The sequence below is a fragment of the Paenibacillus sp. FSL W7-1088 genome (assembly GCF_037969855.1).
In the GTDB taxonomy this organism is placed as follows: domain Bacteria; phylum Bacillota; class Bacilli; order Paenibacillales; family Paenibacillaceae; genus Paenibacillus.
The window spans coordinates 5741036-5757337 of the sequence record NZ_CP150216.1 but is presented as its reverse complement, the minus strand read 5'-3'; the positions used below and the strand labels follow the sequence as shown (position 1 = coordinate 5757337).

13 protein-coding genes are annotated in these 16302 nt (G+C 46.6%); 12 read left to right on the top strand and 1 reads right to left on the bottom strand.

All coding sequences use genetic code 11. The features are described 5' to 3' along the window. The first annotated feature begins 73 nt into the window (after positions 1 to 73). The 5 genes from secD (at position 74) to MKY42_RS25920 (ending at position 6260) form a co-directional block, all read left to right on the top strand. A complete protein-coding gene (gene secD / locus MKY42_RS25940; protein ID WP_090903977.1) occupies positions 74 to 1324 on the top strand; it encodes a protein translocase subunit SecD in 1251 nt (416 codons plus the stop codon). Beyond that, positions 1314 to 2222 (top strand): protein translocase subunit SecF, encoded by a 909-nt coding sequence (gene secF, locus MKY42_RS25935; protein WP_339845817.1) that lies wholly within the window; start codon positions 1314 to 1316, stop codon positions 2220 to 2222. Before secD ends, secF begins: the two co-directional genes overlap by 11 nt. Before the next feature lie 74 nt (positions 2223 to 2296). Beyond that, a complete protein-coding gene (locus tag MKY42_RS25930) occupies positions 2297 to 3262 on the top strand; it encodes a cation diffusion facilitator family transporter (RefSeq protein WP_090903975.1) in 966 nt (321 codons plus the stop codon). Positions 3263 to 3301: 39 nt separating this feature from the next. Then, positions 3302 to 5710 (top strand): single-stranded-DNA-specific exonuclease RecJ, encoded by a 2409-nt coding sequence (gene recJ, locus MKY42_RS25925; protein WP_090903974.1) that lies wholly within the window; start codon positions 3302 to 3304, stop codon positions 5708 to 5710. A gap of 37 nt (positions 5711 to 5747) precedes the next feature. Further along, a complete protein-coding gene (locus tag MKY42_RS25920) occupies positions 5748 to 6260 on the top strand; it encodes an adenine phosphoribosyltransferase (protein ID WP_024633046.1) in 513 nt (170 codons plus the stop codon). Positions 6261 to 6454: 194 nt separating this feature from the next. Here MKY42_RS25920 and uraA read toward each other — a convergent pair whose 3' ends face one another. Next, positions 6455 to 7771, bottom strand: coding sequence for a uracil permease (gene uraA, locus MKY42_RS25915; protein ID WP_339845810.1), 1317 nt, complete (start codon positions 7769 to 7771; stop codon positions 6455 to 6457). Positions 7772 to 8147: 376 nt separating this feature from the next. Between uraA and MKY42_RS25910 the strand changes: the two genes are divergently transcribed. The 7 genes from MKY42_RS25910 (at position 8148) to hisS (ending at position 16139) form a co-directional block, all read left to right on the top strand. Further along, positions 8148 to 10325, top strand: a complete 2178-nt coding sequence (locus tag MKY42_RS25910; RefSeq protein ID WP_024633048.1) for a bifunctional (p)ppGpp synthetase/guanosine-3',5'-bis(diphosphate) 3'-pyrophosphohydrolase — start codon at positions 8148 to 8150, stop codon at positions 10323 to 10325. A 12-nt stretch (positions 10326 to 10337) separates the two neighbouring features. Then, the gene (gene dtd / locus MKY42_RS25905; RefSeq protein WP_090903972.1) at positions 10338 to 10799 is read left to right on the top strand and encodes a D-aminoacyl-tRNA deacylase; all 462 of its coding nucleotides are present in this window, start codon (positions 10338 to 10340) and stop codon (positions 10797 to 10799) included. Between the two features lie 77 nt (positions 10800 to 10876). Continuing rightward, complete coding sequence (locus MKY42_RS25900) at positions 10877 to 11044, top strand: hypothetical protein (protein WP_177185862.1); 168 nt, start codon at positions 10877 to 10879, stop codon at positions 11042 to 11044. 284 nt (positions 11045 to 11328) lie between these two features. Then, complete coding sequence (locus MKY42_RS25895) at positions 11329 to 11835, top strand: type 1 glutamine amidotransferase domain-containing protein (RefSeq protein WP_053779112.1); 507 nt, start codon at positions 11329 to 11331, stop codon at positions 11833 to 11835. A 114-nt stretch (positions 11836 to 11949) separates the two neighbouring features. Continuing rightward, the gene (locus MKY42_RS25890; RefSeq protein WP_090903971.1) at positions 11950 to 12396 is read left to right on the top strand and encodes a hypothetical protein; all 447 of its coding nucleotides are present in this window, start codon (positions 11950 to 11952) and stop codon (positions 12394 to 12396) included. Positions 12397 to 13011: 615 nt separating this feature from the next. Beyond that, positions 13012 to 14280 (top strand): SEC-C metal-binding domain-containing protein, encoded by a 1269-nt coding sequence (locus MKY42_RS25885; RefSeq protein WP_090903970.1) that lies wholly within the window; start codon positions 13012 to 13014, stop codon positions 14278 to 14280. Positions 14281 to 14885: 605 nt separating this feature from the next. Then, complete coding sequence (hisS, locus tag MKY42_RS25880) at positions 14886 to 16139, top strand: histidine--tRNA ligase (protein ID WP_339845805.1); 1254 nt, start codon at positions 14886 to 14888, stop codon at positions 16137 to 16139. Positions 16140 to 16302: the final 163 nt, after the last annotated feature.

The window sequence follows — 16302 nt, the reverse complement described above, 5'->3', positions numbered from 1 at the left end:
GTTGGAAATTGACTGCTTTTTACGGCATCGCTATAATAGGAATATTGAGAACGAAAGGGGATCTAGGAACGGCATGAAAAGAATCGTCAGTTTCATTTTGGTCGTGCTTGTGACCGCAGGAGTAATGTTGGGCACAAGTCCAGGGCTGCTCAAAAATATACGCTTGGGCCTCGATTTAAAAGGAGGCTACGAGATCTTATATGAAGCAGAGCCGCTGGAACAAGGACAACAAGTCACCAAAGCATCTTTGGTGCAAACAGCAAAAAGTCTGGAGAGCCGTGCCAATGCGCTCGGAACAAGCGAGCCGGAAGTAACAACTGAAGGAACGAACCGGATCCGTTTGAAGCTGGCCGGGGTTACCGACGAGGCTGAAGTCAGAGCCAAAATGAAAGAACCTGCTGTCATGACCTTCCGCAGTAAAGCTGAGAATGACAAAGAAGGCGAATATACCAAAATCGAGCTTCGGGGAAATGAGTTCGTGGAGAATGGTGCCAAAGTGGTATTTAACCAGTTGAACGCACCGATGATCGATATCCAGGTTAAAGACAAAGCGAAGTTTGCTGAAATCACCAAACGTTTGATTGGACAACCTTTGGCTATCTATCTGGATGATCAACTGTTATCCGCTCCAACCGTGCAGCAGCAGCTGAGTGACGGCTCTGCGCAAATCACGGGTAACTACTCACGTGAGGAAGCCAATCAGCTTCGCGATACCATTAATTTGGGTGCGTTGCCGCTGAAACTGACAGAGAAGTACTCTCAAAGTGTTGGTGCAACGCTTGGTAAACTATCTCTGGACCAGACGATTAAAGCGGGATTAATTGGTTCCGTAATTATTCTAGTGTTCATGATTGGCCTGTACCGTATTCCGGGGATTATTGCGAGCTTTGCCCTGATTACACATACGTGGCTTGTACTTGCAATCTTCTATATGGGAGAATTCGTACTTACCCTTCCGGGGATCGCGGCATTTATCCTGGGTATAGGGATGGCCGTGGATGCCAACATCATCACGTATGAGCGGATCAAGGAAGAAATGCGCAGTGGTAAGTCGATATTGTCTTCGGTAAGAGCTGGTGGTAAAAGTTCATTCCGTACGATTATTGACTCTAACATCACAACCATCATTGCTGCCGCCGTTATGTTCTTCATGGGTACAGGTGCGGTTAAAGGTTTCGCACTGGTACTGATTTTTGATATCGTGACCAGCATTATTACGAATATTTTCTTCTCCCGCTTCCTGTTGACCCTGCTTGTGCGGGCTAACGTATTGAAGAAGCCTAAGTACTTCGGAGTGAAGGAGAGTGAAATTCGTGCGCTTTAATTGGAATTTTGATTATGTTAAAGGCAGTAAAATTGCCTATGCTTTTTCCATCATTTTGACGATTGCAGGTATCATCAGCATTTTGGCTCTGGGATTGAATTATGCGGTTGATTTCCGTTCAGGTTCAAATGTGGATATTACGGTGTCTAAAGCAATCACAACAGAACAAATTAAGCCCATCGTTAGTGACCTTGGTGTTGACACAAAAGATGTTCATATTACACCTGGTGCTGATCGGGTTAACGTTCGTTTCTCGAACGTACTGGATGAAAATCAGGAAAGCAAGTTTAAGCAAGAGTTCACCAAGCTGGATTCAACCGCTTCTTATGAAGTCAATACGGTGGACCCGGAGATGGCTAAAGAACTTGAACGCAATGCCATATACGCGGTTCTCATCGCTAGTATCGGGATTATGATCTATGTAGCGATCCGATTTGAATGGCGGTTTGGCTTGGCTGCTGTCATTGCGCTCTTCCATGATGCATTTGTAGTGATTAGTGTGTTCTCGATTTTCCGACTGGAAGTGAATTTGACCTTCATTACGGCGGTACTGACCATTGTCGGATTCTCGATCAATGATACCATCGTTATCTTCGACCGGATTCGTGAGAATATGCGTTTTGCTAAAAAGACTACCAAAGCCGATTTGCGTGAAGTAGTCAACCGCAGTTTGGCACAAACGATGACACGTTCCCTGAATACAACATTCACCGTGTTTGTCGCTTCGCTCTGCTTGTTTATTTTTGGTGGAGAATCCATTCGCATGTTCTCACTTGCTATGGTCATCGGAACATTGTTCGGTGCATATTCTTCGATCTACATCGCCGCTCCATTGTGGCTGGCGCTCAAAGGTAAACAAACAGAGAAACCTAAAGCAGCTGCCAAAGCATCCAACTAAACATTGTATTGTCAAGCCGCGTCTGCCAGGCGCGGTTTTGCAACTTTAGGTACAGTATTAAGGGGGGCATCGCCATGACCAGAGAACGTTTCCCTTCTGTTCACGCTGCCACGTGGAGCGGGATCGCCGGGAATTTGACACTTGCAGTAATTAAGGCTGGGTTCGGTTATATGGCAAACAGCAAATCGTTGCTTGCAGACGGCCTGCACTCTGCTTCAGAAGCTGCTTCTTCATTGTCCGGCCTCTTTCCCTCGAAGTCTGTACAAACAAAAACAAAGGCTCGTAGGGAGCAGTCAAAGGAACATTCACGTATCGCTAGACCTGGAATTTCGGTATTATTATCTGTGCTCATCCTTATGGGAGGTTTGCAGATTGCCATCTCCGCTTTGGGTAGTTTGTCTGGAGAGGAACCAGAATCGTTAGAAAAGTATACCCATGCACTTGTAGTAGCTTTTGCAGCACTGGCTGTGAAGGAAGCGATCTTTCAATATCAATACCGGTATTTTCGTAAACGAAATCAATCGCAGGCTCTGGCTTATGCACAGCAACATCGTCGGGCACTCTACTGTTCACTTATCGTTTTGGTCGGCATTGTAGGTTCCATGACAGGAGAAACGATGGGGTGGAGTATTCTTCGATATATGGACCCCGCAGCTGCATTGATAGCTTCCTGTTTTGTGCTGCACAAAGGGTACAGAATGATTGTGGATACCGTATATGGTTCACTTGTTCAGGAATTGGAACAGGAAGAAGCAATTGACTTCAAAGAAACGGTACAGCGTGTATATGGCATTATTACGATCGAACATCTGGTAGCACGTGAACAGGAACATGATGTTACGATTGAACTGGTCATAAGTGTAAACCCTAGAATTTCTGTGCTCGAGGCACAGGAGATTGCGAATCGGGCGAAGACACTTCTCTTAACTCGTTTCAGTCATGTGAAAGAAGTACAGATCCAGGCTGTACCTTATGATCCTGGGTATCCTTATAAATCCAATCATGAACTGCCAGATCCTGAAGCGACATTAATTCAGTAATGAAGCTTGATCCAGTAGATCAGGAAAGGAGCGTTATCATTGCTTTATTCGCAATACCGGTGGAACACACCGAATATCGATCTGGAGGCGGCTGCGGGACTCTCGCAGGCGCTTTCCGTTTCATCACTTGTAGGACGTTTGCTGGTTAGTCGGGGGGTTCATAATGAAACAGAGGCAGAACAATTTCTGCATCCTGATCTGAATCAGATGCATGATCCTTATCTGCTTCTAGGTATGAAAGAAGCTGTGCCCCGAATCCAGCAGGCCATTGAGCGTGAAGAACATATTTTAATATATGGGGACTACGACGCGGACGGCGTATCCAGTACATCCCTGATGATCCATCTGATGCGTTATCTCGGGGCTTCCTACGATATCTATATTCCTCATCGTTCCAATGAAGGCTACGGATTACACAATCATGCCTTGGATTGGGCTCATCAACAAGGAGTCACGCTGGTGATTACGGTAGATACCGGAATCAGTGCGGTAGAGCAGATTGCTTATGCTGCAACACTGGGAATGGAAGTCATTGTGACGGATCACCATGAGCCACCTGAAGTTTTGCCTGAGGCCTATACGCTCATCAATCCTAAGCTTCCGGACTGTCCATACCCTTTTAAAGGGTTAGCTGGTGCGGGTGTAGCGTTGAAGCTGGCCCAGGCATTGATCGGAGAAGTGCCTGGAGAATGGATGGAAATTGCCGCTATTGGTACGGTTGCCGATTTGATGCCTTTGGAAGGCGAGAACCGGGTTATCGTCAGTTATGGTGTTGAGTCCATGCGTGGTACACGTCTGCCCGGTGTAAGTGCTCTACTTGAAATTAGTGGTGTGGATCAAAGTCAGGTCACTTCAATCAATATTGCCTTTGCCATGGCTCCCCGTATTAATGCAAGCGGACGTCTGGATCATGCCGGCAGAGCCGTATCGCTGCTTACAACCGAGGATCTGGATGAGGCACATACTCTGGCAGGTCAACTGGATTTGCTGAATCGTGAAAGGCAACAGGTTGTTGAGGGTATACTTCTGGAAGCGACAGCCCAATTGGAGCAGAAAATCCAGCTTAATTCCGGAGCAGTGCCGGACGTCATCGTTTTAGCGGGAGAAGGCTGGAATGTTGGAGTTGTAGGTATCGTGGCTTCCAAGTTACTTGAACGGTATTATCGGCCAACGCTTATCCTGGGCATTGACCCGGAGAGCGGCGCTTGTAAAGGCTCAGCACGCTCCATAGAGGGGCTGGACATCTATGAGGCATTAACGGCTTGCAAACACACGATGGACCATTATGGTGGTCACCCGGCTGCAGCAGGCATGAGCCTGCATCGTGATCAGCTAAAAGAGCTGGAAGCCGGATTGAATGAGTTTGCGGCATCCGTGCTGACGGAGGAGGACTTTGTTCCCCATCGTCTTGCGGATGATGAGTGTAGAATCAGTGATGTGCCCCTGCAGGTCATTCAAGAGATCGACAGACTCCAGCCATTTGGCATGAGCAATCCTTCTCCTCGTTTTGTGCTGCGCAATGTGACTGTAAAAGAAACACGGACGATGGGACGTGAAAAACGTCATCTGAAATTGGTGTTGGAGCAGGATGGCCAGCAACTGGAAACGGTCGCTTTTGGCAAAGGAGCATTGGCGGAGTTTCTTCCTCCAGGCTCTATCATTGATGTTATGGGCGAGTTGTCTGTTAATGAGTGGAACGGGATGAGGAAACCACAATTGATGCTGCAGGACATTCAGGTCCCACATGCGCAAGTGTTTGATTTGCGAGGCAGTACGGAGCCTCTGAACGCGATGAAGCAGTTCCTGAGTTCGCTTGAAATACATTTACGATACAAGTCAGGCTCTATTGGTGCCATCGTTCGGAAAGAAACGAATGTTTCCGAGGGAAATTCATTGTATGAACCGTGCCTTTGGGTATATGATAGAAAGGTCGGGTTATTTCCGTGTAATGCTGCTGCGCAGCATTATGGGCAGGAACAGGTCCGGACGTTATTTGTGTTTGATACGCCGGAAACCCCGGAACAACTTGATGCAATGCTGGCTTTATTCAGCGGAGCCGAGAATATCATCCTTCTGCACGGATCAGGCAACCGCCGAGATCGCCTTCAGATGCCCTCCAGAGAACTCTTCAAGCGTATTTATATGCTGGTGTCCAAATGGAGAGCTGAACCCGTGGAGGAACAAGAGATCACTCCTGTGCTCAGTCGTCAGTGTGGCTGCTCGCCGCGCATGATTACCATGATGTTGGATGTTTTTGAGGAGTTATCGTTCATTACCCGAGAAGATGGAAAGATTGTGTTTGTGGATAACCCACCCAAGCGTGAGCTAACCGCTTCGCGTCATTATCAGGCGTTGGAGAGCATGGCCGAGACAGAGCAGGTGATGCTGGATGCATCGACCCCTCAACTGACACAATGGATGATATCCCGGATGAAGGGCGTATCTTAGATAGAAGTTGTGCTATTTATTTTAGGAGGAGATTATTTTGGATTTTAAAGATTATATTCGTGTCATTCCTGACTTTCCACAACCGGGAATCAGCTTCAAAGACATTACGACATTGTTGAAGGATGGAGAAATGTACCGCAAGGCGATCAATGAGCTGAAAGTAATGGTTTCAGATCTCAAAATTGACGTTATTGCCGGACCTGAAGCACGTGGATTCGTTGTGGGCGCTCCTCTGGCGTACGCTCTGGGTGTCGGTTTTGCTCCGATCCGTAAAAGCGGAAAATTGCCTGGAGAGACGATCGAAGTCGGTTATGATCTTGAATATGGCAAGGATACGCTTGCTATGCATACAGATGCGATCGAAAAAGGACAAAATGTTCTGATTGCGGATGATCTGCTGGCGACAGGCGGAACTATTGCTACCTCCATTAACCTGATTGAACAATTGGGTGGCAAGATTGTAGGTGCAGCATTCCTGATTGAGCTGTCTGATTTGAATGGACGTGCAAAATTGCCGGGAATTGATGTATTTACATTGATGAACTACTAGAATTCCGGCATTTATTGCTGTTAAATCACGTGAACTGGATCTCCCGTTTCCCGGGAAATAATATACAGCATTAACTATTTGCAAAAAAAGCCTGTCCCTCAACCCGTTAAGGTTGGAGAGCAGGCTTTTTGCATTGTACGATGTATAAGATGAAGAATGAATAAACATTGTTCGTTCGAAATAGTCGCAAAAAATCAATCCGGAGTTTTCTCCGTTAAAGGCTGTTTCTCCGTTTGATCATTCGACCAACCCAGTACTTCAAATAACTTAAACAACAAGCTCAGCAGAATTCCGACGATGGTTGCCAGAGCCATTCCCTTGAGATGAATACCATAAAACGTGATCTCCGTACCACTGAGTCCGATGACGAGTACAAGGGTCGTTAGCAGCAAGTTGGTCGGTTTGGCAAAATCCACTTTCTGTTCGACCAGAATACGCAAACCGGATGCCGCAATTACTCCGAACAGAAGCAAAGATACACCACCCATAACCGGAACGGGAATGTTAGCTATAAGTGCCGAGAACGTACCTGAGAACGAAAGCACAATCGCGATAACAGCAGCGCCGCCAATAACATACGTCGAGTAAACCCGGGTCAGAGCCATGACACCGATATTCTCACCATAAGTTGTATTCGGTGTGGAACCTACAAAACCGGAAAGAATGGTTGAAACGCCGTTCCCAAGCAGGGAGCGATGCAGACCCGGGTCCTTGGACAGATCTTTGCCCACAATGCTGCTCGTTACAAGCAGATGTCCGATGTGCTCAACAATGACCACAAGGGCGACAGGCAAAATGGTGAAGATGACAGACCAGTCAAATGTCGGTGTTGTTACGGTAGGCAGCGAGATAAAGTCAGCGTTCGCTATATTCTCGGTTTTTACCTCACCCATAAAATATCCAAGAACGTAACCGGATACAATCCCGATCAGAATATGAATGATCTTGGGGAACCCACGGAAGGTTACTGCACCAATAACAGTGATACCAAGTGTAACCATGGATAAAATAATTGGTTTGGCCTGTGGAACCCAATTGGGGTTCTCAGCAGGGTTCGAATTGATTAGACCAGCCATTCCGGCTGCTACTGGTACAAGCTCGAGACCGATTAGGGCAACAATAGCACCCATAACCGCTGGCGGGAATACCGCGTTAATCCAGCCTGTCCCCGCATACTTGATGATAAGAGCTACAATACAGAAAACAACTCCCGTTATGATGAACGCTCCAAGTGCCATGGAGTATCCATTATCAGGGTGTGCGAGTAACACGGAAGAAACAGGTGCGATAAAAGCAAAGCTTGACCCAAGATAGGCCGGAATCTTCCCTTTACACATGAGTATGTACAACAATGTTCCAATACCGTTCATAAGCAAGATCATACTTGGGTCCACACCGAACAGGTTCGGCACAAGTACCGTGCTGCCAAACATGGCGAACAAATGCTGAAGACTCAGCAGCGATCCTGAGCCAAGCGGCATTTTTTGATTAACCTGAATTTCACGTTGCAATGAATGTTCATCTCCTTTTTCCGAAACACAAATCTTCAATATAGTACAGAGTTTCTCTTCATTTAGCAATAACATTTTTCCATTAAGCATGACGAATCCATTTTTATTTTGCGAATTGATCCTTCTATTTCGGCAAATAACGGTAATAATACATAATAAATGAGGATGAATTCCACCTACTGTTGAATATCGGGCAACAACTTTGAGGAATGACACATAACGTATAAAAAAAATTGGATATGTGCTCTTATTCGTCAGTAGTTGACGGGAAACGGGCGAAGCGTCATAATTATAGGAAATTACTTTTACGGGGAACCTGTGTTGATATCATGTCACGGGTTCCATTTTGTATAGAAAGGACACGGAACAGATCAGAATGGGCATAGAGCAATTACTCGAGAAGGCCGGGGCATATATCAAAGAACCCGATCTGGTGCGCATACGTGAAGCTTACGAATTTGCTGATCAGGCCCACCATGGACAGACGCGAAAATCGGGAGAACCGTATATTCTGCATCCGCTTGCGGTTGCCGATATTGTTGTAAACATGCAGATGGACACCATCTCCATAATTGCAGCGCTTCTTCATGATGTAGTAGAAGATACTACGGTTTCACTTGAAGAAATCCGCAATCATTTCGGCAATACGTGTGCCATGCTTGTTGACGGCTTGACGAAGCTGGAACGTATTCAGTTCCGCTCCAAGGAAGAACAGCAGAACGAGAACTACCGCAAAATGTTCATCGCCATGGCGCAGGACATCCGTGTCATCGTGATCAAATTGGCTGACCGTCTGCATAATATGCGGACACTCAAGTTTCAGTCGGAAGAAAGCCAACGCCGGATTTCATACGAAACGTTGGAGATTTTCTGTCCGATTGCAAACCGTTTGGGTATCTCTGCAATCAAATGGGAAATGGAGGACATCGCCCTCCGTTATTTGAATCCGCAGCAATATTACCGAATTGCAAACTTGATGCACAAAAAGCGTGCAGAACGTGAGCAATATATTGATACGGTTATGGACGGTATTACCAGCAAGCTGGATGAGATGGGAATTCAGGCAGATCTGTCAGGACGTCCTAAGCACATCTACAGCGTGTTCAAAAAAATGACAACGAAAAACAAACAGTTTAACGAGATTTATGATCTGCTTGCGATTCGTATTATTGTGGATAACATAAAGGATTGTTATGCTACCCTCGGCATTATACACACGTTATGGAAACCGATGCCTGGACGTTTCAAGGACTATATCGCGATGCCGAAGGCGAACATGTATCAATCGCTGCATACCACGGTCGTAGGTCCGAATGGTGAACCGACCGAAGTCCAAATCCGGACGTGGGATATGCACCGCACTGCTGAATTCGGGATTGCTGCCCACTGGGCCTACAAGGAAGGCGCTGCGAACGGAAATAATTTTGAAGATAAAATTACGTTCTTCCGCGAGATCCTTGAACTTCAAAATGAAGCGCAGGATGCGTCTGAGTTTGTAGAATCGCTTAAAATGGATTTCTTCTCGGATCTGGTGTTTGTATTTACGCCAAAAGGTGAAGTTATCGAATTGCCGACTGGATCTGTTCCATTGGATTTTGCATATAGAATCCATACAGAGGTGGGTAATCGGACGATTGGTGCCAAAGTGAATGGTCGTATCGTTCCGCTCGATTATCATCTCAAGACGGGCGATATCATCGAAATTTTGACGTCCAAACATTCTTACGGACCGAGCCAGGACTGGCTTAAAATTGCTAAATCCTCTCACGCAAGAGCGAAGATCAAGCAATGGTTCAAGAAGGAACGGCGCGAAGAAAACGTTGAAAAAGGACGCGACAGTTGTGAACGTGAGCTCAAGCGTATGGGACTTGATCCATCTGCCTGGATGACGGACGACAAGTTGCAGGAAGCAGCCAAAAAGTATGCCTTCAATGATATTGAGGATATGCTCGCAGCTGTTGGATTCGGGGGCATTACGGCTGCACAGATCGTGACCAAAGCAACGGAGAAACTTCGCAAGGAGCAGGAAGAATCCAGCTTGCTTGAACTGAACTCCGAGATGCGTGAGCTGAAGCCAGCACCTGAACGCAAAAACCGCCCAACCAATGGCATTCGTGTCAAAGGTATAGACAATTTGCTTGTTCGTTTTGCACGCTGCTGTAACCCTGTACCAGGGGATGCTATTATCGGGTATGTTACACGTGGACGCGGGGTTTCGGTGCATCGCAGTGACTGTCCGAATATTCCGTCCAGTACGGATGGGGAAGAAGCAGCTCGCGTCATTGAAGTCGAGTGGGAAGAGAATATTGAAGCCAACTACAGCGTGGATATTGAGATTACGGGCCATGATCGCAATGGCTTGCTCAATGAAGTGCTTCAGGCTGTTTCGGAAAGTAAAACCAATATATCTGCCGTCACCGGACGTACAGATAAAAATAAATTAGCATTGGTGCACGTCACAATTCTGATTCGCAATACGGAGCATCTGCATTCGGTTGTGGAACGGATCAAACGGGTGAAAGATGTCTATTCTGTGCATCGGATTATGCAGTAAGGAGCCTGTAAGATGAGGGTGCTTGTACAACGCTGTAAAGAGGCTCAGGTGACCGTTGGAGACGAGCTGACTGGGAGAATTGAATCCGGTTTGATGTTGCTCGTGGGAATTACACATGAGGACACGGAGAAGGATGCCATCTATTTGGCAGACAAAATCGCTGGACTTCGAATCTTTGAGGATGAGCAGGAAAAGATGAATCTCAGTTTGATGGATGTGGGCGGGGCTGTATTATCTGTCTCACAATTTACATTGTACGGAGATTGTCGTAAAGGAAAACGCCCAAGCTTTGCAGCTGCAGCCAGACCTGAAGCGGCAGAATTGTTGTACGAAACGTTTAATCAGCTGTTACGTGATAAAGGGATTCTGGTGGAAACCGGACGTTTCGGAGCGATGATGGATGTGACTTTCACGAATTGGGGACCGGTGACTTTAATGCTCGAAAGCCCTATTCGTCAAGAAACGCATGCATAATTGGTTGGGGAATAGGCCATAATGAGGGATAATTCGGCTCATTAACATAAGATGATCAAAGGAGTATCCCACCCATTATGCGCCAATCCGTCAAGGAAACACGTTCCCGACTAGAACCTCTGCTTCTGCCTGGAAACCTGTATGAGTCCCTGAAGCTTGCCCGCGCTGCTGCCGAGTGTGCAACAACGATTTGGGCCCTTCAGGATTTGGACAAAAGGGAGCAGAGCCGTCTTCCGCGTGACTGAGTGCTGACCATTTGGAATGAATGAAAAGTCTTGATTCGATCATCGAATCAAGGCTTTTTTGTTATGGAGCTTATCTGGTGCTGAATCGGATCGTCTGATCAAAGTCAAAATAATACAGACTCGTCATGTTATAAACGGCTCTGGTTAGGGTAATAACAGAACGAGGCACGATGGCGTGCCAGGTTCAGTATTTATTACGGGCAATGAACAAGAAATGTACACCAACAATTTCTGCGAATACCCGATTTCAAGAAATTTCGAACACGGAAAGGAGAACATACGTTATGAGTAAAGTTGCTTTTTTATTGGCGAATGATTTTGAAGATTCGGAAATGCAGGTTCCATATGATGAGGTGAAAAAAGCCGGACACGACGTGGAAATTATCGGCTTGAAAGCAGGAGAGACGCTGAAAGGTAAAGGTGGTAAAGCCTCCTATACTTCGGACAAAGCGATCGCTGAGGTTTCGGCTTCAGATTACGACGCAGTTGTCATTCCAGGTGGATCTTCTCCTGAAAATTTGCGTACAGACGCACATATCCTGAAATTCGTAACGGAGATCAATAGTGCGAAGAAACCAATCGCTGCGATCTGTCACGGCCCGCAAATTCTGGCAAGTGCGAATTTGTTGAAAGGCCGTACGATTACATCCTATCCACCGCTCAAGGATGATATGGTGAACGCAGGGGCAGAATTCAAGGATCATGAAGCTGTAGTAGATGGAAATTATATTACATCCCGTACGCCTGCCGATGAACCGGCATTTGTCCGCGAGTTGTTAAAAGTCATTTAATGACTTGGGACGGGCCGTACGTGTTAATGAGATTAGGTTGAAGTTCGAAAGTCGAAGCTCAAAGCTTCTAAGTTTTCATTACCAAGCATTTATTCCGATAAAGGAGGGTTTGACATGACAAAACATATTCAGGCGTATTTTCGGACCGAGGACGAGGCGGAGGGAGCAAGAACCTCACTTCAGACGTTCCGTACAGAGCATTTGGAAGTAGGACAACTGGACAGTGCGGTTGGCAGAGACAAACGGATTATGGTGCCTCTGGTGCCTTATAACACAGCAGGTGGCGTAGGAACCAATGGAGCCATGGGTGTGGGTGCTGCCCCTGGGGTTCCTGCCAGTGAAAATGTAATCCCGGTCGTCAGCAATGTGGATCGCGATACCGAGCGAGGTTCACGAGATAATGTCAATGAGGATGGCGATCTACTGGATGCTGCGGATGTGTCCTCGGCTGACTATGACGATCTGCGTTATGTTTTGTCTGCCAAAGTAAGGGATGAGGATTATGAGGAAATCGTTCATAAACTTCGTTCCAACCAAGCTTATGTGGAAGAATTGAATTAATATGTAGAATCAAGCCCTTGCAGTGCCTGACTTTCATGTCAGGAACGTCTGCAGGGGCTTTTGTGATGTAGAAAATAATAAATTATAAAGCGCTATCATTTTTGTAATATTACTGTAATATTAGTTACATAAGCCTTTAACATAGCCCGTTTATAATAACACACATGACCCCCTTTTTTTATATATCCTTTGAGCCTGCACACCGTGTGCAGGTTTTTTTTTTGAGATGAGAATGTATATCTTTTGGGCGAAACTTACCCCGTATTTAAATTTTTGCTAGAATAGAGAAATGGACTTGAATATTTTAAAGCGAATTGTTTTCATAGTTGGGCTACATTGGACGGTAAATCAAGCTTCCAGTGATTGGACTCAGGCGAATCCAATCCTATGATAAAGAGTGTGAGGAATTCATAGCCAGAGTGATCGTCATATTCCAGATGAACATATACTCGCTGAACGACCCCGCCCTTATATAAGAGCGGGGCAACCGTTTCTGCTTGATGCTGGAAATTGTAAATTATATAGAATGCCTTGTAGGAGAAATGACACCTATAATGCTAAAGCAACAGTGTTCTCATGCAAATGGCTAGTGACAGATTTAAGGGGGAATTAGTTTTGAGTAAGGTTGGAAGAAATGATTTATGCCCGTGCGGAAGCGGGAAAAAATATAAGAAATGCTGTCTGGGCAAGGAGCCTTCTGCGGTAGAATCCATACTGGGGCTGATATCAACGGGGCAGCATGCCCAGGAAGCCTCGATTCAGCCTGAGAGCAAACTGACCTTGACCAAACTGAAAAAGATGGTGGAGCGCGAACTGAAATGGGAGCATCAGGCTCACGAACAGCTGGCCCTGCAGCTTATTGAGAACATGAGGGACCATTACGAGCGGGAGCTGATATTGGAAGCTCTGGTGCTATGGAATGGCTATTCTCGTCAGACCCGCCCTACTGTGAAGAAGACAGGCTCGTTCTGTGCCGCCATCGAGTATTTGCTGTCTGAGGAATACGGCTTCAATGTTTCGAAGGCTGAGCTGTCAGGTAAATATGAGGTAACGACATCAACGATTTCCCGAAAAGTTAAGGAGATGTTCGAGTACATCGAAGAATACGGCATGGGTGGCGAAACGGACGAGCTGATGATTCTGAACAGCCCAGGTACATCGAAGGACAAAGCGCAGGCTCTGCTACATAAGGCGATGGAAGCCAGTTCTTCCAAACGCAGAATACAGCTGGCGAAAATGGCACTGGAGATGTATTCTGACAGCTCTGATGCATATCGTATTCTGGCTGAGGAGTCGGACAATGAGCTTGATGCACGATCTTACCTCAAGGCCGGAATCGCTGCTGGCAAACGCGAACTGGGCGAACTGTTTTTTGAGAAGAACAAAGGGGACTTCTGGGGGCTTCATGAGACTCGTCCATATATCCGGATATGCAAAAGCTACGCCGAATCCTGCTGGTTTGGTGGAGATACCAAAGAAGCGGCACAAATCCTGGAGCATATTTTGGAGCTTAATACGGAAGACAATACCGGAGCGCGTTACCTGCTCGCTGCTGTGTATTTGTACAGCAACCAATTGGAGCAGGCAGAGCAACTGATGGAGAAGTATGGGAAAGGTGACGCCACAGCCGCCTTTGCCTATGACAAGATCATTCTGGAGTATAAGAGGAACGGAATCACCTCCCAGCTCAAAAGGCTGTACCGTGTGGCCCAGGGTGTGAACAAACATGTGCCTGATTATCTGCTGGGTTTGAAGCGGCTGCCACATAACCTCCCTGATTTTGTCGGAATGGGCAATTCCGACGAAGCGGTTGAATATGTCATTATACACTCCCGTCTATGGGCGAATGTGCCGGATCTGCTGAAGTGGATGCTGAAACAATAGAGAGATAAGAAAGCAATAGAAGTTGGAATTCATTGATGAATCCAGCTTCTATTAGCTTTGATTTCTATGGACTCCGCCTCCCGTACGGCGTGTGAATTTTTTTTTCTAATGCTATCTTTTTGTGTTAACCCTTGACTTTAGCACTGCGGTTCATTACAATCAGAAAATAAATTAACTTTAAACGTTATATAATAACATGTAATCATATAACTTGATGATTTGATGACGGGACCAAGTACTCCGTGCCCACATGAACAGAGAGGAATCCCCTGGCTGTAAGGATTCTCTTGATGAGCGGACGAATGACTTCCCCGAGAACAGACAGCGAACACATTAGATTTACATCTGATGGTCATTAGCTGGCCTGCGCAGGGCGTGCGTTATACGTAGAGCGGAATGATCTGTTTGATCGGATTGCCTGGAGCAATCTTAGATCATCACATGATCACCTGAACGGCGAAAGTGTCAGGGATTCCGGAATGTGGGTGGTACCACGGGTGAATGTGTAAACACAATCCCTCGTCCCTTTGTTTGCTGTGTATACAGCGACAGGGCGAGGGATTTTTTTGTTATACAGAGAAAAATAGATGCTGGAGGGATGAAAGATGGCTTTTCAAAAACCGACTGGAACGCAGGACTTGCTGCCTGGTGTTGTGGAAAAGTGGCAGTTCGTAGAGGAAAAAGCGCGTGATCTGTGCCGCCGTTTTAATTACCGCGAGATTCGCACACCGATCTTCGAACAGACTTCTTTATTTGTACGAGGCGTTGGGGAAACAACCGATATTGTTGAAAAAGAAATGTACACCTTCAATGATAAAGGGGACCGCAGCATGACCCTTCGTCCGGAGGGTACAGCGGGTGTTGTCCGCGCTTATGTGGAAAATAAAATCTATGGCGAACCAGATGTGAGCAAGCTCTATTACATCGGTCCGATGTTCCGGTACGAACGTCCGCAAGCAGGTCGCCAGCGGCAGTTCCACCAGTTCGGCGTAGAAGCTATCGGAGCCCTTGATCCAGCCATCGATGCTGAAGTCATTGCACTTGGGTATCAGCTGTGCGTAGAACTGGGACTGAAAGATGTCAAAGTCGAGATCAACTCGGTAGGTAACCCAACCAGCCGTGCAGAATATCGCGAAAAATTGCTTGGATTCCTAAGACCGATGAAGGACAGCCTGTGCAAGGACTGCCAATCCCGGATGGAACGTAATCCGCTGCGTGTGCTCGACTGCAAAGTCGATCAGGACAAATTCGTAGGGGCACCGTCCATACTGGATAGTCTGGATGAAGAATCATTGAACCACTTTGCCAAGCTGAAAGAGTATCTGGATGATTTTGGCGTAGATTACGCGGTGAACAATCGTCTGGTACGCGGCTTGGATTACTACACATTGACTGCTTTTGAACTGAAAGCCCAAGGTATTGGCGCAATTGATACAGTCGGCGGTGGCGGCAGATACAACGGCCTCGTTGGAGATATCGGTGGACCGGATCAGCCTGGTATTGGTTTCGGTATCGGTCTGGAGCGTATTCAACTGATTCTGGAGCACCAAAATATTGAGGTTACTACACTGGCTCCATTGGATGTGTACTTTGTTGCTTTGGGAGATGCTGCTGATCGTGAAGTGAACCGACTGTTGTTCAAACTCCGTCAATCCGGCCTGTCCGGTGAACGCGATTATCTCGGTCGCAAGATGAAAGCCCAGATGAAATCTGCTGACCGATTCAAAGCCCGTTACACTGCCATTCTGGGTGATGATGAACTGGAGCGCGGGGAAATTGCCCTGAAGTCCATGGATACAGGTGAACAACAAACCGTGAAGTTCGATGATCTGGTGTCAGCTGTACGCGGAAGTAAATAAGCACGAGTCTGAAACTGTAAAATAGCAACAATGGATCCGGCAAGATTACTGAGGTTCACCAATGTTTCCGATTAATCGGAAGTTGACGAGTCAGAGGTAACATGCCTTTTCGAAATAAAATCGTCTTCACGCAACCGCACTGTTGAAAAGCGGGCTCTGCCCG